Here is a 17016-nt window from a genome sequence, read left to right on the forward strand (position 1 = left end):
CCCATCCTCGTGCCCGGCGCCTCGGGCTGACCCCCCGTGGTTAGGCCCCTCCCCAGGCGCCGCTTATAGACTGGACGTCCAGTCAACAAACGTCAAGGACCGTCCCGTTTTCTGGACACGCGCCGTGACGGGTAGAATGAAAGGGCTGCGCCCTGTGTCGAGTGGCACGTGAAACCGCCGTAGCCACCGCCAGATCCCTCTCATTGCTTGGAGCGCTTCCTCATGCCTGTCCGTAACGACCTGCGCAACGTCGCGATCGTGGCCCACGTCGACCACGGGAAGACCACCCTCGTCGACGCGATGCTGTGGCAGTCCGGTGCCTTCGGGGCCCATCAGCACGTGGATGAGCGGGCGATGGACTCCGGCGACCTGGAACGTGAGAAGGGCATCACGATCCTCGCCAAGAACACCGCCGTACGGCACAAGATGGCCAACGGCGAGCAGATGACGATCAACATCATCGACACCCCCGGTCACGCCGACTTCGGCGGCGAGGTCGAGCGCGGCCTGTCGATGGTGGACGCGATCGTGCTGCTGGTGGACGCCTCCGAGGGCCCGCTGCCGCAGACCCGGTTCGTGCTCCGCAAGGCGCTGGCCCGGCAGATGCCGGTGATCCTGGTGGTCAACAAGGTCGACCGTCCGGACGCCCGGATCTCCGAGGTCGTCGACGAGACCTACGAGCTGTTCCTCGACCTGCTCGACCACGACGCCGACCAGTCCGCCCTGGACTTCCCGGTCGTCTACGCCTCGGCCCGGGCCGGCCGCGCCTCGCTGAACCAGCCTGCCGACGGCGGTATGCCGGACTCCGAGGACCTCGAGCCGCTGTTCGAGACGATCCTGAAGAACGTGCCGGCCCCGGAGTACACCGAGGGCGCGCCGCTGCAGGCGCACGTCACCAACCTGGACGCCTCGCCGTTCCTCGGCCGGCTCGCGCTGGTCCGCGTGCACGAAGGCACCCTGAAGAAGGGCTCGCAGGTCGCCTGGTGCCGCCACGACGGCACGATCCAGAAGGTCAAGATCACCGAACTGCTGGTCACCGAGGCGCTCGAGCGCGTCCCCGGCGACTCGGCCGGCCCGGGTGACATCTGCGCGATCGCGGGCATTCCGGAGATCATGATCGGCGACACCCTGACCGATCCGGAAAACCCGAAGCCGCTGCCGCTGATCACCGTGGACGAGCCGGCCATCTCGATGACGATCGGCACCAACACGTCCCCGTTGGCCGGCCGGACCAAGGGCACCAAGGTGACCGCACGCCTGGTCAAGGACCGCCTCGACCGCGAGTTGGTCGGTAACGTCTCGCTGAAGGTGCTCCCGACCGAGCGTCCGGACGCTTGGGAGGTGCAGGGTCGTGGTGAGCTGGCGCTGGCCATCCTGGTCGAGCAGATGCGCCGCGAGGGCTACGAGCTGACCGTCGGCAAGCCGCAGGTGGTCACCCGCGAGATCAACGGCAAGCGGCACGAGCCGGTCGAGCGGCTGACGATCGACTGCCCGGAGGAGTACCTCGGCACGGTCACCCAGCTGCTCGCGGTCCGGAAGGGCCGGATGGAGCAGATGACCAACCACGGCACCGGCTGGGTCCGGATGGAGTTCCTGGTCCCGGCCCGCGGGCTGATCGGCTTCCGTACCGAGTTCCTCACCGACACCCGCGGTACCGGCATCGCGCACCACGTCTTCGAGGGGTACGAGCCGTGGTTCGGCGAGCTGCGCACGCGGCCTTCCGGTTCGCTCGTGTCCGACCGGACCGGTGCAGCCACGTCGTACGCGATGATCAACCTGCAGGAGCGCGGCACGATGTTCGTCGAGCCGACGACCGAGGTGTACGAGGGCATGATCGTCGGCGAGAACTCGCGCTCCGACGACATGGACGTCAACATCACCAAGGAAAAGAAGATGACCAACGTCCGCTCGAACGCGGACGAGTTCGAGAAGCTGGTGCCGGCCCGCAAGCTGTCGCTGGAGCAGTCGCTCGAGTTCTGCCGCGAGGACGAGTGCGTGGAGGTCACGCCCGACGCGATCCGGATGCGCAAGGTCGCCCTCACCCAGATCGAGCGCGCCAAGCTCGGCCGCAAGTCGAAGAGCTGATGGTCGACCGCGCGGTGGTAGACGGGCTCTTCCCGGCGGATCTCCCGGAGCCGGGGCACTGGGAAGAGCGGTATCCGGCGCGAGAGCTGCCGGAGGGGGCGAAGGTCACGCGGCTCGGCCCGTCGCCGACCGGGTTCATCCACATCGGCGGCATCTACGCCGGGATGATCGACCGCGACATCTCGTCGAACACCGGCGGGGTGTATCTGGTCCGCGTCGAGGACACCGACCAGTCGCGGGAGGTCGAGGGCGCGCTCGAGCAGTTCGCGCGCGCGTTCGAGTACTTCGGCATCAGCTCCGACGAGGACAAGGACCACGGTTCGTACGGGCCGTATCTGCAGTCCGAGCGCGAGCAGATCTACCTCACCTACGTGCGGCACCTGCTCCGGCAGGGCAAGGCGTACCTGTGCTTCGCGACGAAGGACGAGCTCGCCGACATCACCTCCCGCCAGCAGGCGTCGAAGGTCCCGACCGGGTACTACGGCAAGTGGGCGATCTGGCGCGACGCCGACCCGTCCACCGTCGAGGCCAAGCTCGCGGAGGGTACGCCGTACGTCGTGCGCTTCCGGACGCCTGACGACGCCGACGGGCAGCGGACCAGCTTCGTCGACGCGATCCGCGGCCGGCTCGAGCACGAGGCGAATCGCAACGACGCGGTCATCCTGAAGGCGTCGGACCAGTCGCCGCGGCTTCCGACGTACCACTTCGCGCACGCGGTCGACGACCACCTGATGCGGGTGAACCTGGTGATCCGCGGCGACGAGTGGATCTCCTCGGTGCCGCTGCACCAGCAGTTGTTCGCGGCGCTGGAGTTCGAGCCGATCACGTACGCGCACATCGCGCCCCTGATGAAGCAGATCCCGGGCGGGAAGCGCAAGCTGTCGAAGCGCAAGGATCCCGAGGCGGGCGTCGACTTCTACATCGGCGCGGGCTACCCGGCCGACGCGGTCCTGTACTACCTGCGCGGCCTGGCCAACGGCCGGCTCGCGGAGCTGCCGCTGGCCGAGGCGCTGACGACGCCGCTCGACCTGAGCCTGTGCGGGGTCGCCGGTCCGTTGGTCGACCTGGTGAAGCTGGAGGACATCAGCGCCGACCACATCGCGACGCTGAGCGGACAGCAGATCCTCGACGCGGTGCGTGTCTGGGCCGTGGAGTACGACGCTGACCTCGTTCCCGTGCTCGACAACGAGAAGGACCTGGCGCTGCGTGCGCTGGCGGTCGAGCGCGACGGCGTCGAGAACCCCCGCAAGGACCTGCGCAAGTGGTCGGACTTCCGGCCGGCGTACGGATTCTTCTTCACCGAGCTGTTCGTCCCGGTGGACGGACCGGGCGACGAGCGGCTGGCTCCGCTCGGTGTCGCAGCCGATGTCGTCACGGCGTTCGCGGCGGATCTCGTCGCGAACTACGAGCATCTCGACGACCCGCAGGAGTGGTTCGACCAGATCCGTACTCTCGCCGGCAAGCACCGGTTCGCGCCGAACGCCAAGGAGTACAAGAAGGATCCGGACGCGTACGTCGGCTCGATCCGCGAGGCCTCGCAGCTCGTGCGCGTCGCGATCACCGGCGCCACCCGGAGCCCCGATCTGCACGCGACCGCACAGGCCCTCGGGGCCCCGGAAGTACTGCGTCGCCTGCGCGCGCTGACGTCTTAGAGCACGAACTGGAAACGGTGACTGACGGAGCGTGCTCTGGGCTCCGTCGGTGTGATACACCATTTCTCGGCCAGCGGTGGGGCTGGCGGTGGGGAAAGAAAGTTTTGATTCGTTACCAACCAGACGTGAAGTAGCGACGTCTGTCTTGTGGAAGCACTAATTGGGGGAAGGACAAGGGAAACATGGGCATTCTGCGTAAGTTCGGCGCTACCCTGACGGCCGCCGCGTTCGTGGGCGTCGGCGCACTGTCGGCGACCACTTCGGCTGAGGCCGCGCCTCAGGTGACGGCGTCGGCGCAGAACTCGACCACGGCGCCGGCTCCGGTCGGTCAGCCGCCGAAGGCCGCAGCGGCGAAGCCGAAGGCGACCTCGAACAGCAAGCTGATCGCGAAGTACCGCATTGACCGCCGGTGCATCACCAAGGGCCGCGTGCTGTGCATCAACAAGAAGACCCGCAAGCTGGTCTACATGGTGAACGGCAAGCCGGTGCAGGTGATGGACGTCCGGTTCGGTTCCAGCCGGACCCCGACGCGTAACGGCGTCTTCCGCGTCTACCGCAAGTCGAAGAACCACGTGTCGTCGCTGTACCACACCAAGATGCCGTACGCGATGTTCTTCAGCGGCGGCCAGGCGGTGCACTACTCCTCGGACTTCAAGGCCCGCGGCTACAACGGCGCCTCGCACGGTTGTGCGAACATCCGCGACAAGAAGAAGATCGCCTGGGTCTTCTCCCGGGTGAAGGTCGGCGACCGCGTCGTCGTCTACAGCAAGTGAGCTGAAGCAACACGCACACAGCGGCCGGGGCCCTACACCCCGGCCGCTGTCGCGTTTCCGGTCTCGCTGTGGAGGTCCTCCGGTACTCTGAGCCAACCAGATGGCCGGTGAGGACGTCCTACAAGTGTGGGACGAGGTCTATCCGAGGGGGTCTCGATGCGCGGGCTGTTGATTCGCAAGTTGCTGAGCGGGCTGGTTGCCGGGGGCGCGATTGCTGCACTCCTGAGTACCGGAACGAGTGCGACCGCGGCCCCGCAGGACCTGAAGACGGTGCCGTTCGAGGTGAGCGGTGAGCTGCCGATCTACCCGAAGGCGCTGTGGAAGAACGGCTCCAGCGGGACGAACGTCCGCAAGGTCGAGGCGCGGCTGGTGCAGCTGAAGCTGCTCGAGAAGCGCTACCTGGACAACGAGTTCGGGACCATGACCCGGTCCGCGGTGAAGAAGTTCCAGAAGTCCAAGGGCATTCCCCAGCTCGGGTACATCGACCAGAACACCTGGGACCAGCTGGTGAAGGTCACCCACGAACCGACCCAGACCGAGCTGTTCCCGCCGGTGCCGGTGGTGAACGGCAAGAAGCTCGACGCGCGCTGCGCGACCGGTGTGGCACTGTGCATCGACAAGTCCACCCGCAAGCTGCGGTACGTCGTCGACGGTGTGGTGAAGATGCAGCTGGACGTCCGGTTCGGCGCGGTGAAGACCGCGACCCGGGAAGGCAGCTTCACGGTCGGTTGGAAGAGCCGGAACCACGTCTCGAAGCTGTACGACTCGAAGATGCCGTACGCGATGTTCTTCAGCGGCGGCCAGGCGGTGCACTACTCGTCGGACTTCGCGGCCCGCGGCTACAACGGCGCGTCCCACGGCTGCGTGAACGTCCGCGACCTGGCCAAGATCAAGGTCCTCTTCGACCAGATCCACGTCGGCGACAAGGTGATCGTCTACCGCTCGTAGTCAGAGCGGGCGGGGGCCTCTGCGGCGGCGGATGGCGCCCCAGCCGCCGCGGCCACGGCCGGTGGCGGCGCGCAGAGCGGGGCGGGCGTCCACGAGGTACACGGCGGAGGCGACGATGCCGATCAGGCCGAAGAAGCTCAGCCAGCCCTGGAACACCTGACTCAGTGTGAACACGGACAGGATCAGCACCCAGCCGGGTTTGGTGAGCTTGTCGGCGGCGATGAACACCGCCCGTGGCCGGAACACCGCGTCGGCGAGCGCGACCAGCTTGAACGCAAGCAGCACCCACCAGATGACCGACAGCGGATCGTCGAACCCGGGGATCAGGCTCCGGAAGGTGATCATGCTACGAGCCTAACCGACAGAACGGGCGGCCCACCTCTGCTCAGTCGCAGCTGTGGACCGCCCGGTCGCAGGATTCACCCGGAGAGGGGTGAATCGTTACTGTCTGTCGTGATTCAGTCGCCGACCTTGTCGGCCGCGGACTCGGCGGCCTTGGTGGCGGCCTTCGCGGTCTTGCGGGCGCTGGTCGCGGTCGCCTTGACGTTGCGGGTCGCGGTCGTGGCGGTCTTCTTCGCGGTGGTGCGGGTGGCCTTGGCCTTGCTCACCGTGGTCTTGGCGGTGCTGACCAGGTCCTCGGTCGCCTCCTGGTGGCGGATCCGCTCGACCAGGTCCTTGCCGCGGCCGGCGAGGTCCTCGTAGGTCTCCTCGGCCTGACCGAGGACGGTGGTGAAACCGGCCTGCGCGGTCTTCGGGAACTCACGCAGCTTGGCCGGGGCCGTGCGCGCGTCGGCGACGATCGCCTCGAAGCGCTTGGTCAGCTCGGCCTGCGCCTTGGTCAGCTCCTTGGTGAGCTCGGTCTGCAGGTTCTTCTGGTCGATCTTCGCGAACCGGGCGGTCACGTCCTCGCCGACGGCGCGGACCTTCTCGACCGCGAGGTCGCCGGCGCCGGCGATCGCGTAGAACGGCGTAACAGGGGTACGGGTAGCCATCAGGCTTCTCCTCGGGGTGTTTTCAGCAGGTTCAGTCGGTGCTGCGCTTGCGAGCCGTGGGCTTCTTCACTGGGGGCTCTTCAGGGGCGTTCTCGCGGACGAACGACGTGTAGACGTCCAGCAGGACGCGCTTCTGGCGCTCGGTCAGTGCGGGGTCGAGCAGGACGGCGTCGACCACGCCCGTGCCCTGCCGGCCGCCATCGGCTTCGTCGTCCGGATCGAGAATGCCCGCCCGTACGTACAGGGTCTCCGCGGAGATCCGCAACGCCTTCGCGAGCTGCTGCAGTACGTCGGCCGACGGCTTCCGTAGACCGCGCTCGATCTGGCTGAGGTACGGGTTCGACACTCCGGCCAGGTCGGACAACTGCCGCAACGACAGCTGCGCTTGCCGCCGCTGCTCGGCGAGGTACTCCCCAACGGAGCCCACCGCCCCAGCCGCCCGATCACTCAACTTGGCCATACCCCCAGTGTGCTAGCAAGCTGCTTGCAATTGCAAGCACCCACCCCGTGAGCCGCCTCACGTGAAGCCTCGTGAGGAGTCGTCAACGCGAGTAGGCTCGCCCGCCTGTGCTGGAAGAGGGGGTCTGATGACAGAGATCGGCAGCATCGGCGAGCTGGTTGAAGCAATCGAGCAGCATTCCCGTGGGCAGATGAGACCGTTGTGGTTCCGGGGACAGCACGACGCACGCTGGTCTGTCGCGCCGTCGATCTGGCGACCTCGGCCGCAGTACGGCTCCTACGGTCAGGCGGACGAGCGGAACTTCACTCATCGATTCCGCACCAGGGCGGCCATCAGGTACCCGAACACTCCGAGGTACGACGACCACGCCGGCTGGCTGAGCTTGATGCAGCACTACGGGTTGCCCACTCGGCTGCTGGACTGGAGCCGCTCGCCACTTGTTGCCGCCTACTTCGCGATCGAGAGCTATCTGCCCAGAGACCAGGAATCGCTCACGCCGGTCGACGCAGCAATCTGGATCCTCGCACCGCATGATCTGAACAGACATGTGAGTCATGTCGACGTCACTCCGTCGATTGTTTCGGGCGAGTGCAGCGGACTGCTCCGGGGAGCGTTCCGTGACGACGACGATGCGGATCCGTACCGGCGACCAGACAGGGTGCTGGCCGCGATGGCATCGGAGACCGATATCCGCATGTTCGTGCAGCAGGGTTGCTTCACGATTCATTCACCGGACTACGGTGTACTCGATCACCTCGAGGACGCACCCTTCTTCCTCGAGAAGTTGGTCATCCCGAGAAGCGCAGTGCCGCAGTTCGCCAGGCAGGTCGAGATCTGCGGGTACCGGCCGGGTGACATCTATCCCGACCTCGAGCATCTCGCGTCCGAGCTGAGGGGGCAGTATCCGCCGGGCTCCGTTCACGGAACCAAAGGGATGTACTGAGCGAGTGGTGGAGCGAATGCACTCCTTCCCTCCGCCACCACCTACTCGCGGTGGACCTTGTGCTGGGCGGCCTGGGCTCGGGGGCGGACGGTGATGCGGTCGATGTTGACGTGGGACGGGCGGGTGGCGATCCAGGCGACGATGTCGGCGACGTCGTCGGCCGTCAGCGGTTCCCGTACGCCGGCGTACACGGCGTCGGCCTTGGACTGGTCGCCGTTGAAGCGGGTCAGGGCGAAGCCTTCGCTCTGGACCATGCCGGGGGCGATCTCGGTGACCCGGACCGGCTGGTCGTACAGCTCCAGGCGGAGCGTGTCGACGACGGCCTTCGCGCCGTGCTTCGCGGCGACGTACCCGCCGCCGCCCTCGTACGCGACCTGGCCGGCCGTCGAGCCCATCACGATGATCGTGCCGCGCCCGGCGATCAGTGCCGGAAGCAACGACTTGGTGACTGCGGCGACCGCGATCACGTTCACCTCGAACATCCGCCGCCAGGCGTCCAGATCGGCGTCGGCCACCGGCTCGAAGCCGAACGCCCCGCCGGCGTTGTTCACCAGCACCTGCAGTTCGTCGCCGACCGCGGCGGTGAGTGCGGCGACGTCCTCGGCGGAGGTCACATCGCACTGCACCGCGCGGCCGTCGATCTCCTTGGCCAGCGCCTCGATCCGGTCCAGCCGCCGTGCGGCGCAGATCACCTCGAACCCTTCACGGGCGAGGTACCGCGCCGACGCGGCCCCGATCCCGCTGCTAGCACCCGTCACCACGGCCAGAGGACGATCGCTCGAAGTCATACCCCAAGTTTCTCAAAGCCATCGGCGCGCTCGTCGGGCCGTCTCACGTCCACCTGCCGGCGAGCGGCCGCGACCACCCCGAAGAGCGCAGCCAGGCTCACCGCCAGGAACCCGCCCAGCAGACCAAGGGTCTGTACGTCGGGGTGGATCAAAGCCTGCCCGCGGAACGCCTGGACCGTCACCGTGATCATCACGCCGGTGTACCCGAAGGCCGCGACGCCGACCAGGCGGTGGCGGACGCGCTCCGGCCGCAGCCACTCGACCCGCGCGGCGAGGAGGCTCAGCGCGAGGACCGTCAGCAGCAGGAAGTGGATCGCGTGCAGTCCGACGAAGTGCGGGATCCGCAGGTCGCCGCCGACGGTGCTCCAGTTGGTCAACGGCATCCCCGGACCGCCCGCCTCGACGCCGATGCCGTGACTGCCGGCCAGCGTGACCGGATGGCCGTACGCGTCCGTGACCTCCTGCCGCTGCCCCTGCGAGCCGACCAGGTAGAACGCGAGCGCCATACCGGCGACCGCCAGCCCGAGGCCGACCCGGATCGCCCGGTTCAGCGGGGCGTCGCCGATCCGCTGGAACAGCAGCATGATCGCCACCACCAGACTCGCCCCGAACAGCCCCAGGACTCCCGACATGAAGACCTTCTGCCCGACCTGGTTGAACGTGTCGGAGTTGTCGTTGAAGTGGCTGAACGTCCCGCGCGCGGCCTGTACGGCGATGAACCCGACGTCGACGATCCCGGTGATCGCGAACGCGGTCCCGGTCCACCAGCCGAAGCGTTTCGCCTTACGCAGCTTGGAAAGCAGCCACGCGAGCGTCGCGCCGTACAGGACGAACGACAGGCCGAACTTGAACGGCTTGAGCCACACGGACTCGTTGAGGATCTCCCGGCCGTCGACCGCGAGACCGATGCCGGCGGTCAGGACGAGACCGGACATGGTGAGCACCATCAGCACCAGCGGCCGATGCCAGGACCTGACTTCTTCGAGGACTGTACGCATGTCCCCAATGCTTTCGGCGCAGAGCCCGGGCCACAGTGGGCCGAGTCCGCCAATGGGGGTGGAGGTAGGCCCACCAAAGGTCAGGCCTGGCGGGTCGGCAGCGCGATGATCTGGCGCAGGTTCAGCTCCCGCCGGCGGCTCACCGCGAACGTCACCACGTCGGCGATGTCTTCGGCGGACAGCGGCCCGATCTGCTCGTTCATCGATGCGATCAGGTCCTGCCCGGGGCTGTCCAGGTGCGTCGCCAGTTCGGTGTCCGTCAGCCCGGGCTCGATGTTCGTCACGCGGACGTCGTACGGCGAGAGGTCCGCGCGCAACGATGCCGACAGATGCGTCAGCGCCGCCTTCGTTGCGCCGTACACGGCGTACCCGGGGAAGACGGCGTGCGCCCCGATCGACGAGATGTTCACCAGGTCGGCCGTCCGTCCTTCGCCGGCCGCCGCGATCAGGTCGGGCGTGAAGGCCTGGACCAGTCGCAGTACGCCGGTCAGGTTCGTGTCGATCATCCGGGTCCAGTCGTCGAGGCGCCCGTCGGCGATCGGAGCGGCCAGCATCACGCCCGCGGCGTTCACGACCAGGTCGACGGTGCCGAGCCGCTCGTGGATCCGGGCGACTCCGGCGTCCACCGACTCCTGCGAGGTGACATCCAGGCCGACGCCGAAGGTCCGCGGTCCGAGCTTGCCGGCCAGGTCGTCGAGGCGGTCCTGCCGCCGCGCGACCAGGGCGACCGCGGCACCGGCCTCGGCCAGTTGGGTGGCGATCGCGGCCCCGATACCGCTCGCGGCGCCGGTGACCACTGCCTTGCGAATCTGTAGATCAGTCATGTCACCGATCCTGGAGCGGTCGCGGAGGCTTACCCAGTGGTCTGCTGAGCCTGGTTCTGCCAGGACCAGGTTGCGATGCGGGCCGGCCTGGATACTGGAGGGCATGGATCGTCGCGCGGAGCTGACCGAGTTCCTCACCTCGCGCCGGGCGCGGGTGCGGCCCGAGGACCTCGGCATCAAGGTGTACGGCGGGCGGCGCCGAGTCCCCGGCCTGCGCCGCGAGGAGCTCGCCCAGGCGGCCGGTGTCAGCGCCGACTACTACGTCCGCCTCGAACAGGGCCGCGCCGAGAACGTGTCGCAGGAGATCCTGGACGCCGTCGCCGATGTCCTCCAGTTGACCGAGGACGAGCAGAAACACCTTGCCCTGTTGGCGAAACCGGCTCGTCGGCGGACCAAACGGCGTACGGCGCAGCGGATGCGACCCGGCCTGCAGCGGCTGCTGGACTCGATGACCGACGTACCGGCGTTCGTCCTCGGCCGCCGGATGGACGTCCTGGGCTGGAACCGGCTCGCCGCGGCCCTGATCGCGGACTTCGACAGCTTGGACCTCAAGGACCGCAACATCCCGCGGATGGTCTTCCTCGACCCGGCGTCGCGCGACTTCTACCCGGACTGGGAGGCGGTCGCAGAGGAGACCGTCGGCTACCTGCGGATGTACGCCGGACGCTACCCGGACGACCCGGAGCTCGCCGAGCTGATCGGGGAACTGTCCATCCGGAGCCCCGAGTTCCGCGTGCACTGGGCCCGGCACGACGTGAAGGACAAGACGTTCGGGACGAAGACGCAGCACCACTCACTGGTGGGCGACATCACCGTGGAGTACGAGACCCTGCAGCCGCCCGGTGAGCCGGATCAGCTGCTGGTCACCTACACCGTCGAGCCCGGGTCGCCGTCCGAGCAGAATCTGCGGCTGCTGGCCAGCTGGACGGCCGCGGATAGGGAGAACTCCCGATTCACGGCGGAAGCCCCAGAGTTACCCTGACGTCGTGACTCCATTGATGCCGCGACTCCGTCGCGGCGGGTCCTGGGGCTGTTGCTCCCGGCCTTCCCTCGTCGCTCCGGTCGCTTCGCTCCCTGCGCTCCTCAGTCCAGGCCGGGAGACCCCATGACCGGACCCCTCCGGCGGGTCGCGATGATCAGCCTGCACACGTCGCCGCTCGACCAGCCGGGGACCGGGGACGCCGGCGGGATGAACGTGTACGTCGTGGAGCTGTCCAAGCAGCTGGCCGGCCTGGGGATCGAGGTCGACGTCTTCACCCGGGCGACCGCGTCGGTGCTGCCGGCCCGGGTCGAGCTGATGCCCGGCGTGATGGTCCGCAACGTCGCCGCCGGCCCGTACGAGGGCCTGACGAAGAACGAGCTCCCGGCCCAGCTGTGCACGTTCGCCCGCGCCGTCCTGCGCGCCGAGGCGATCCACGAGCCCGGCTGGTACGACGTGATCCACTCGCACTACTGGTTGTCCGGCCAGGTCGGCCTGCTCGCCCGCGATCGTTGGGCGGTCCCACTGGTCCACACCATGCACACCATGGCCAAGGTCAAGAACGCCAGCCTCGCGGACGACGACGTACCGGAGCCGCCCGCTCGGCTGATCGGTGAGGAGCAGGTCGTCGAGGCCGCGGATCGCCTGCTGGCCAACACCGGCGACGAGGCCCGCGAGCTGATCGACCTGTACGGCGCCCAGCCGGCGAAGGTCGGTGTGGTGAATCCGGGCGTCGATCTGGAGCTGTTCAGCCCGGGCTCGCGGACGGCCGCTCGAGAGGCCGTGGGGTTGCCGGCCGATGCCGTCGTACTGGCGTTCGTCGGCCGGATCCAGCCGTTGAAGGCGCCTGATCTGCTGATCCGGGCGGCCGCGCGAATGCTCGAGCGGGACCCGTCGCTGCGGTCGCGGCTGGTGGTCGCGATCATCGGCGGGCCGTCGGGCAACGGGATGGAGCACCCGGAGTCGCACGCCGAACTGGCGCGGGCGCTCGGGATCTCTGACGTGACACGCTTTGTGAAGCCGATGGAGCGGGCGCGGCTGGCCGACTGGTACCGGGCGGCGTCCGTTGTGTGCGTTCCGTCGTACTCGGAGTCCTTCGGGCTGGTCGCGCTGGAGGCCCAGGCCTGCGGTACGCCGGTGGTCGCGGCGGCTGTCGGCGGCCTGAGTACGGCGGTGCTCGACGGGCGGACCGGGTTCCTGGTGCGCGGGCACGCGGTGGACGACTTCGCCGACGCGCTGGCGCGGATCGCGACGGATCCGGCCGTCCGCGAGAGCATGAGCCACGCGGCGGTCGGGCACGCACGGGGGTTCGGCTGGGAACTGACCGCGCGGAAAACGCTGGCGGCGTACCGGACCGCCGCGGACACGATGGCGAGCGAGATCGCCGCGGAGGTAGCCGGGTGAGAGTTTCTGCGGCGGACGTGATCCGCCAGGTGCTGACCGAGAACGAGCTCGACTTCACCGAGAGTGAGCCGGGCGTCTTCAGCGCGGACCTGCCGGGGGAGCGGAAGCTGAAGACCACGGTCTCGCTGACGGTCGGCGCGCAGGCGGTCCAGGTGCACGCGTTCGTCGCGCGGCACCCGGACGAGAACCATGCGGCCGTGTACCGGTGGCTGCTGGAGCGGAACCTGAAGATGTACGGCGTCGCGTTCGCCGTCGACCACCTGGGTGACATCCACCTGGACGGGCGGGTCCCGCTGCACGCGATCACACCTGGTGAGGTCGACCGGTTGCTCGGCGCGGTGCTGGAGTACGCCGACTCGTCGTTCAACACGATCCTCGAAATGGGGTTCGCGTCGTCGATCCGGCGCGAGTACGAATGGCGCGTGCTGCGCGGCGAATCCACTCGAAACCTGGACGCGTTCAAGGGCTGGCTGGAGCCTCGATAGCATGCGGGTATGACCTATCGCCTGATCCTGCTCCGCCACGGCCACAGCGACTGGAACGCCAAGAACCTCTTCACCGGCTGGGTCGACGTCGACCTGAACGCCCAGGGTGTCGAGGAGGCCCAGAAGGGCGGCGAGCTGCTGCGCGACCGCGACCTGCTGCCCGACGTACTGCACACCTCGGTGCTGCGCCGCGCGATCCGCACCGCGAACATCGCGCTCGAGGTCGCCGACCGCCAGTGGATCGACGTACGGCGCTCCTGGCGCCTGAACGAGCGGCACTACGGCGCCCTGCAGGGCAAGGACAAGAAGCAGACCCTGGAGGAGCTCGGCGAGGAGCAGTTCATGCTGTTCCGCCGCTCGTACGACACCCCGCCGCCGGCGATCGAGCGCGGCTCGGAGTACGACCAGGCCGGCGACGCGCGGTACGCCGCCCTGCCGCCGGAGCTACTGCCCGCGACCGAGTGCCTCAAGGACGTCGTCGAGCGGATGCTGCCCTACTGGTACGACGCGATCGTGCCGGACCTGCGCGCCGAGAAGACCGTCCTCGTCACCGCCCACGGCAACTCACTCCGCGCCCTGGTCAAACACCTCGACGACCTCGACGAGCAGACCGTAGTAGGCCTCAACATCCCCACCGGCATCCCCCTCTACTACGAACTCGACGACAACTTCAAGCCGCTAACCCCCGGCGGCGAATACCTAGACCCCCAAGCAGCCAAAGACGCCATAGAAGCCGTCAAAAACCAAGGCCGCTAACCCTCCACCCACACCCCCGCCAGACCCCCGCCGCAGCTGCCTTGTGACCGGCTCCGCCGGGGCGTGCTGTTGGGTAACCGTTCTGGGGTAGCCGGCGTTGCGGTGGGGTTGAACAGGTTATTGGCTGTTCAACGCCACGGTTTCCTGGGCTTTGGCGCCGGGTGGGCTGTTGGGCGCATGTCCTGGCGCGGCAGCTGCCGTTCGGCTGGGTGATGCCGTGCGACTGGCGGGTTGTGGTGCTGCTGGCGGGTTGTAGCACGTCAGCGGTGAAACAACCCGCCAGCGAGCCGCCTCAAACAGGCGCGCCGAGCCTCGGATGATCGGCCGGTCGTGTGCAAGCTCGACAGGTAGAGCACCTGCGAGACGCTGTACGCACGATCGAAATCACGCTCAGGTGCACTACCCAGCGGGCCGACACCTCCTGTTCAAATGCACATCCCGAACACACCAACCCGCCCACACGTCAGTCGCAAGCGCCGCTGTTTCCTGGGCCAGCCCCACGCTGTCCTCGGCTACGACCGGGGAATGTGTCAGGCCGGCGGCGGTGGGGTGTCGAGGGGGAGGTCTTCGAGGTCCAGGGTGCGGAGGTGGGCGAGGTGGGCTTGCAGTTCGGGGCGTTGCGCGACGATCTCGGGGCTGCCCTCCAGGAGCGCGAGCTCGGTTCTGCGGAGCTTTCTCATGTGCTGCTCCACCGCGTCCAGGTGTGCGAGCAGCTCAGGCCCGCTCATGCCTGACACGTCGACGCTGACAAGCCGGTCGGTCTCCGAGTGATCGCTCATGCTGCTGAACCTATCCATGACCCTCGACTGGGCCCCGCCCGGTACAGCTCGAGTTCACGTCCTCGCCGGAACATCAGCCCGGCGCCGCGGACGCGCTCCGGCGAAGCCGGCAAAAGACAGCCGCGCCGTAGGCGTGTCCTCTCAACGCTGACACGTCGGTGTTGACCAGGCGGTCGGTCAGGGATTCGTCGGGCATGGGGTGAAGATACGCGCCCGACAGAAGTGGTGGTTACTCGCCGCGCATCGGGTCGTAGTGGTAGCCCAGGCGTACGGAGCTGACGCCATTGAAGACGACGCCGGGGATCCTGCCGTAGCCGGTGAGGGCGGTGGCTGCGCCGTTCGCCTTGCTCATCGCGTAGAGCGTGCCGGTCTGGGTGTTGTTGTCGACGCCAACGATCAGCACGCCGCCGCGGGTGCCGCAGTTCTCCACGACCAGCGACTCGAAGTTCTGCCAGCCGCCGGACCGGATCCGCTTGAGGACCGGCTTGGTGGAGGCGGCGACCGGGATCCGCACAGTCCAGAGCGCGCCGGCGGTCGTGGTCATCAGCAGGGTGTCGTACGTCATGGTCTCGCTGATCACCGTCATCGTCTTGAAGCCCTTGAAGCCCGGGAACGAGCCGAGAGACTTGATGGCGCCGCGGACGATCGAGTACCGGTACAGGCTGCCGTTGCTGTTCAGGCCGTAGAGGTAGGCGTGGCTCGGGCCGTCGATGCTGTCGTTCGACGTGGCGATGGTCTTGAAGCTCGTCCAGCCGCTGCCGACCTTCTTGAAGGTGGCGACCGGCGGGCGGTACGGGTACACGTAGGTGGTGTGCCGGTACAGGTTCCCGCCCTGCAGCAGCAGGCCGTAGTAGTAGAACTGGGTGCCCGCCGCGTTGGCGGCCATGTACCAGGTCGCGTTCGCGCGGGTGCCGACGAACTTGAACGGCTCGTACGGCGCTCCCTGCGGCGGCCGTCCGGCGATCACGTCGGCTGATTCCATCGAGCCGGCCGCGGTCGGGTAGCCGACTGAGATGCCGCAGGCCTCGGTGGCTGCCTTCGCGGAGTTCGACTGCTTGGTCCGGTCGGACCAAGGCTTCGGGTCGGGCGTTCCGGCAGTGGCCGGGACGGAAACGACGGACGCGGCGATCAGGCCGAGGCCGGCGGTCGCGAGCGCAAGATGCTGCAGTCTCATGGGTTCCTCTTCCAAGGGCGGTCTCGGTCGACTCCCGAGAATCAGGTCACTTCCCGTCCCATCGGGTCGGGACTACTCGGCGTTACGTCGAGCACAGAACGTGACCAGATCGAGATAGGTCCGTCGGCAAGAGTCAGCCGCGCCGGGGGCGTGTCCTTTGTGTGCTTGCCCATACAAAAGGCGCCCCCGGCAACTAGCCGGGGGCGCCTTGGATGTTGTGGAAGGTCAGTTGCCGTTGGGGTTGGGGGTGGAGGCGCCGGCGCCGGAGCCGGCGGCGGTGCCTCCGATGGCTACTGGGAGTTCGCCGGTGACGAGGTAGACGACGCGGCGGGCCATGGCGACCGCGTGGTCGGAGATGCGCTCGTAGTACCGGCTGAGCAGGGCCATGTCGACGGCGACCTCGACGCCGTGCGGCCACTCCTCGTCCATCATCAGGCGGAACTGGTTCGAGCGCAGCTTGTCCATCTCGTCGTCGCTGGCCTCGAGCCGTCCGGCGGCTTCGACGTCGCGGGTCGCGATCACGTCGCCGGCGGCGTCGACCATCTTGCCGGCCACGGACCCCATCGACTCGATCACGTCGTGCAGCTCGGTCGGGATCGCCGGCGCCGGGTACCGCATCCGGGCGATCTTCGACACGTGCGCGGCCAGGTCGCCCATCCGCTCGAGGTCGGCGACCATCCGCAGCGCGGCGACCAGCATCCGCAACTCGTTGGCGACCGGCGACTGCCGCGCCATCAGTTCGAAGACCTTCTCCTCGACACCCTCACCGGCGGCATCGAGCTGGATGTCGGCCGCGATGACCTCCTCGGCCTTGCGGATGTCCGCTTCCAGCAGGGCCGACGTCGACCGGCGTACGGCGGTGGACACCGTCCGCGTCATCCGCTCCAGCTCGGCGAGGATGTCGTCGAGCTGCTCGTGGTACGTGTCACGCATGGTGTTCGAATCCGATCTGTGGTGTCCGGTGCCCGCGGCGCGG

At 67.9% G+C, this 17016-nt stretch carries 18 protein-coding genes; 9 read left to right on the top strand and 9 right to left on the bottom strand.

Annotated elements, in window-relative coordinates:
* Positions 1-222: 222 nt before the first annotated feature.
* The 4 genes from typA to OHB24_RS16435 all read left to right on the top strand — a co-directional run bounded on the left by typA (position 223) and on the right by OHB24_RS16435 (position 5458).
* On the top strand, positions 223-2085 hold the full coding sequence (typA, locus tag OHB24_RS16420; RefSeq protein ID WP_327639891.1) for a translational GTPase TypA: 1863 nt from the start codon (positions 223-225) through the stop codon (positions 2083-2085).
* Positions 2085-3737 (top strand): glutamate--tRNA ligase, encoded by a 1653-nt coding sequence (locus OHB24_RS16425; protein ID WP_327639892.1) that lies wholly within the window; start codon positions 2085-2087, stop codon positions 3735-3737. The genes typA and OHB24_RS16425 overlap by 1 nt, the downstream gene beginning before the upstream one ends.
* A gap of 182 nt (positions 3738-3919) precedes the next feature.
* Entirely contained in the window at positions 3920-4510 is a 591-nt protein-coding gene (locus tag OHB24_RS16430) for a L,D-transpeptidase (RefSeq protein WP_327639893.1), read from the top strand.
* A 156-nt stretch (positions 4511-4666) separates the two neighbouring features.
* Positions 4667-5458: a L,D-transpeptidase family protein gene (locus OHB24_RS16435; protein ID WP_327639894.1), complete on the top strand. Its 792-nt coding sequence runs from the start codon at positions 4667-4669 to the stop codon at positions 5456-5458.
* Here OHB24_RS16435 and OHB24_RS16440 read toward each other — a convergent pair whose 3' ends face one another.
* The 3 genes from OHB24_RS16440 to OHB24_RS16450 all read right to left on the bottom strand — a co-directional run bounded on the left by OHB24_RS16440 (position 5459) and on the right by OHB24_RS16450 (position 6910).
* Positions 5459-5803: a DUF2516 family protein gene (locus tag OHB24_RS16440; RefSeq protein ID WP_327639895.1), complete on the bottom strand. Its 345-nt coding sequence runs from the start codon at positions 5801-5803 to the stop codon at positions 5459-5461.
* Between the two features lie 113 nt (positions 5804-5916).
* Positions 5917-6450, bottom strand: coding sequence for a hypothetical protein (locus OHB24_RS16445; RefSeq protein ID WP_327639896.1), 534 nt, complete (start codon positions 6448-6450; stop codon positions 5917-5919).
* Between the two features lie 31 nt (positions 6451-6481).
* A complete protein-coding gene (locus tag OHB24_RS16450) occupies positions 6482-6910 on the bottom strand; it encodes a helix-turn-helix domain-containing protein (RefSeq protein ID WP_327639897.1) in 429 nt (142 codons plus the stop codon).
* Positions 6911-7037: 127 nt separating this feature from the next.
* On the opposite strand from OHB24_RS16450, the gene OHB24_RS16455 reads away from it, so the two are divergent.
* Complete coding sequence (locus OHB24_RS16455; protein ID WP_327639898.1) at positions 7038-7853, top strand: FRG domain-containing protein; 816 nt, start codon at positions 7038-7040, stop codon at positions 7851-7853.
* Positions 7854-7894: 41 nt separating this feature from the next.
* Here the strand turns inward: OHB24_RS16455 and OHB24_RS16460 are convergent, their stop codons facing one another.
* The 3 genes from OHB24_RS16460 to OHB24_RS16470 all read right to left on the bottom strand — a co-directional run bounded on the left by OHB24_RS16460 (position 7895) and on the right by OHB24_RS16470 (position 10463).
* Positions 7895-8641 (bottom strand): SDR family NAD(P)-dependent oxidoreductase, encoded by a 747-nt coding sequence (locus tag OHB24_RS16460; RefSeq protein ID WP_327639899.1) that lies wholly within the window; start codon positions 8639-8641, stop codon positions 7895-7897.
* A complete protein-coding gene (locus OHB24_RS16465) occupies positions 8638-9639 on the bottom strand; it encodes a hypothetical protein (protein WP_327639900.1) in 1002 nt (333 codons plus the stop codon). Before OHB24_RS16465 ends, OHB24_RS16460 begins: the two co-directional genes overlap by 4 nt.
* Before the next feature lie 80 nt (positions 9640-9719).
* Positions 9720-10463, bottom strand: a complete 744-nt coding sequence (locus OHB24_RS16470; protein ID WP_327639901.1) for an SDR family oxidoreductase — start codon at positions 10461-10463, stop codon at positions 9720-9722.
* 103 nt (positions 10464-10566) lie between these two features.
* On the opposite strand from OHB24_RS16470, the gene OHB24_RS16475 reads away from it, so the two are divergent.
* The 4 genes from OHB24_RS16475 (at position 10567) to OHB24_RS16490 (ending at position 14087) form a co-directional block, all read left to right on the top strand.
* Complete coding sequence (locus tag OHB24_RS16475) at positions 10567-11445, top strand: helix-turn-helix domain-containing protein (RefSeq protein ID WP_327639902.1); 879 nt, start codon at positions 10567-10569, stop codon at positions 11443-11445.
* Positions 11446-11568: 123 nt separating this feature from the next.
* Positions 11569-12846 (top strand): D-inositol-3-phosphate glycosyltransferase, encoded by a 1278-nt coding sequence (gene mshA / locus OHB24_RS16480; RefSeq protein WP_327639903.1) that lies wholly within the window; start codon positions 11569-11571, stop codon positions 12844-12846.
* Entirely contained in the window at positions 12843-13331 is a 489-nt protein-coding gene (locus OHB24_RS16485; RefSeq protein ID WP_327639904.1) for a YbjN domain-containing protein, read from the top strand. Before mshA ends, OHB24_RS16485 begins: the two co-directional genes overlap by 4 nt.
* Before the next feature lie 9 nt (positions 13332-13340).
* Positions 13341-14087 (top strand): phosphoglyceromutase, encoded by a 747-nt coding sequence (locus OHB24_RS16490; protein WP_327639905.1) that lies wholly within the window; start codon positions 13341-13343, stop codon positions 14085-14087.
* A gap of 530 nt (positions 14088-14617) precedes the next feature.
* On the opposite strand, the gene OHB24_RS16495 is transcribed toward OHB24_RS16490, so the two are convergent.
* The 3 genes from OHB24_RS16495 to phoU all read right to left on the bottom strand — a co-directional run bounded on the left by OHB24_RS16495 (position 14618) and on the right by phoU (position 16973).
* Positions 14618-14866: a hypothetical protein gene (locus OHB24_RS16495; protein ID WP_327639906.1), complete on the bottom strand. Its 249-nt coding sequence runs from the start codon at positions 14864-14866 to the stop codon at positions 14618-14620.
* Positions 14867-15095: 229 nt separating this feature from the next.
* Entirely contained in the window at positions 15096-16040 is a 945-nt protein-coding gene (locus OHB24_RS16500; RefSeq protein ID WP_327639907.1) for a hypothetical protein, read from the bottom strand.
* A gap of 225 nt (positions 16041-16265) precedes the next feature.
* Positions 16266-16973, bottom strand: coding sequence for a phosphate signaling complex protein PhoU (gene phoU / locus OHB24_RS16505; protein WP_327639908.1), 708 nt, complete (start codon positions 16971-16973; stop codon positions 16266-16268).
* Positions 16974-17016 lie beyond the last annotated feature (43 nt).

The sequence above is a fragment of the Kribbella sp. NBC_00482 genome (genome assembly GCF_036013725.1).
Taxonomy (GTDB): Bacteria; Actinomycetota; Actinomycetes; order Propionibacteriales; family Kribbellaceae; genus Kribbella.

What these genes read in the sequence shown, in the direction of transcription:
- typA (WP_327639891.1), top strand. Translation starts at nt 223, where the DNA reads ATGCCTGTCCGTAACGACCTGCGCAACGTCGCGATCGTGGCCCACGTC.
- OHB24_RS16425 (WP_327639892.1), top strand. Translation starts at nt 2,085, where the DNA reads ATGGTCGACCGCGCGGTGGTAGACGGGCTCTTCCCGGCGGATCTCCCG.
- OHB24_RS16430 (WP_327639893.1), top strand. Translation starts at nt 3,920, where the DNA reads ATGGGCATTCTGCGTAAGTTCGGCGCTACCCTGACGGCCGCCGCGTTC.
- OHB24_RS16435 (WP_327639894.1), top strand. Translation starts at nt 4,667, where the DNA reads ATGCGCGGGCTGTTGATTCGCAAGTTGCTGAGCGGGCTGGTTGCCGGG.
- OHB24_RS16440 (WP_327639895.1), bottom strand. Translation starts at nt 5,803, where the DNA reads ATGATCACCTTCCGGAGCCTGATCCCCGGGTTCGACGATCCGCTGTCG.
- OHB24_RS16445 (WP_327639896.1), bottom strand. Translation starts at nt 6,450, where the DNA reads ATGGCTACCCGTACCCCTGTTACGCCGTTCTACGCGATCGCCGGCGCC.
- OHB24_RS16450 (WP_327639897.1), bottom strand. Translation starts at nt 6,910, where the DNA reads ATGGCCAAGTTGAGTGATCGGGCGGCTGGGGCGGTGGGCTCCGTTGGG.
- OHB24_RS16455 (WP_327639898.1), top strand. Translation starts at nt 7,038, where the DNA reads ATGACAGAGATCGGCAGCATCGGCGAGCTGGTTGAAGCAATCGAGCAG.
- OHB24_RS16460 (WP_327639899.1), bottom strand. Translation starts at nt 8,641, where the DNA reads ATGACTTCGAGCGATCGTCCTCTGGCCGTGGTGACGGGTGCTAGCAGC.
- OHB24_RS16465 (WP_327639900.1), bottom strand. Translation starts at nt 9,639, where the DNA reads ATGCGTACAGTCCTCGAAGAAGTCAGGTCCTGGCATCGGCCGCTGGTG.
- OHB24_RS16470 (WP_327639901.1), bottom strand. Translation starts at nt 10,463, where the DNA reads ATGACTGATCTACAGATTCGCAAGGCAGTGGTCACCGGCGCCGCGAGC.
- OHB24_RS16475 (WP_327639902.1), top strand. Translation starts at nt 10,567, where the DNA reads ATGGATCGTCGCGCGGAGCTGACCGAGTTCCTCACCTCGCGCCGGGCG.
- mshA (WP_327639903.1), top strand. Translation starts at nt 11,569, where the DNA reads ATGACCGGACCCCTCCGGCGGGTCGCGATGATCAGCCTGCACACGTCG.
- OHB24_RS16490 (WP_327639905.1), top strand. Translation starts at nt 13,341, where the DNA reads ATGACCTATCGCCTGATCCTGCTCCGCCACGGCCACAGCGACTGGAAC.
- OHB24_RS16495 (WP_327639906.1), bottom strand. Translation starts at nt 14,866, where the DNA reads ATGAGCGATCACTCGGAGACCGACCGGCTTGTCAGCGTCGACGTGTCA.
- OHB24_RS16500 (WP_327639907.1), bottom strand. Translation starts at nt 16,040, where the DNA reads ATGAGACTGCAGCATCTTGCGCTCGCGACCGCCGGCCTCGGCCTGATC.
- phoU (WP_327639908.1), bottom strand. Translation starts at nt 16,973, where the DNA reads ATGCGTGACACGTACCACGAGCAGCTCGACGACATCCTCGCCGAGCTG.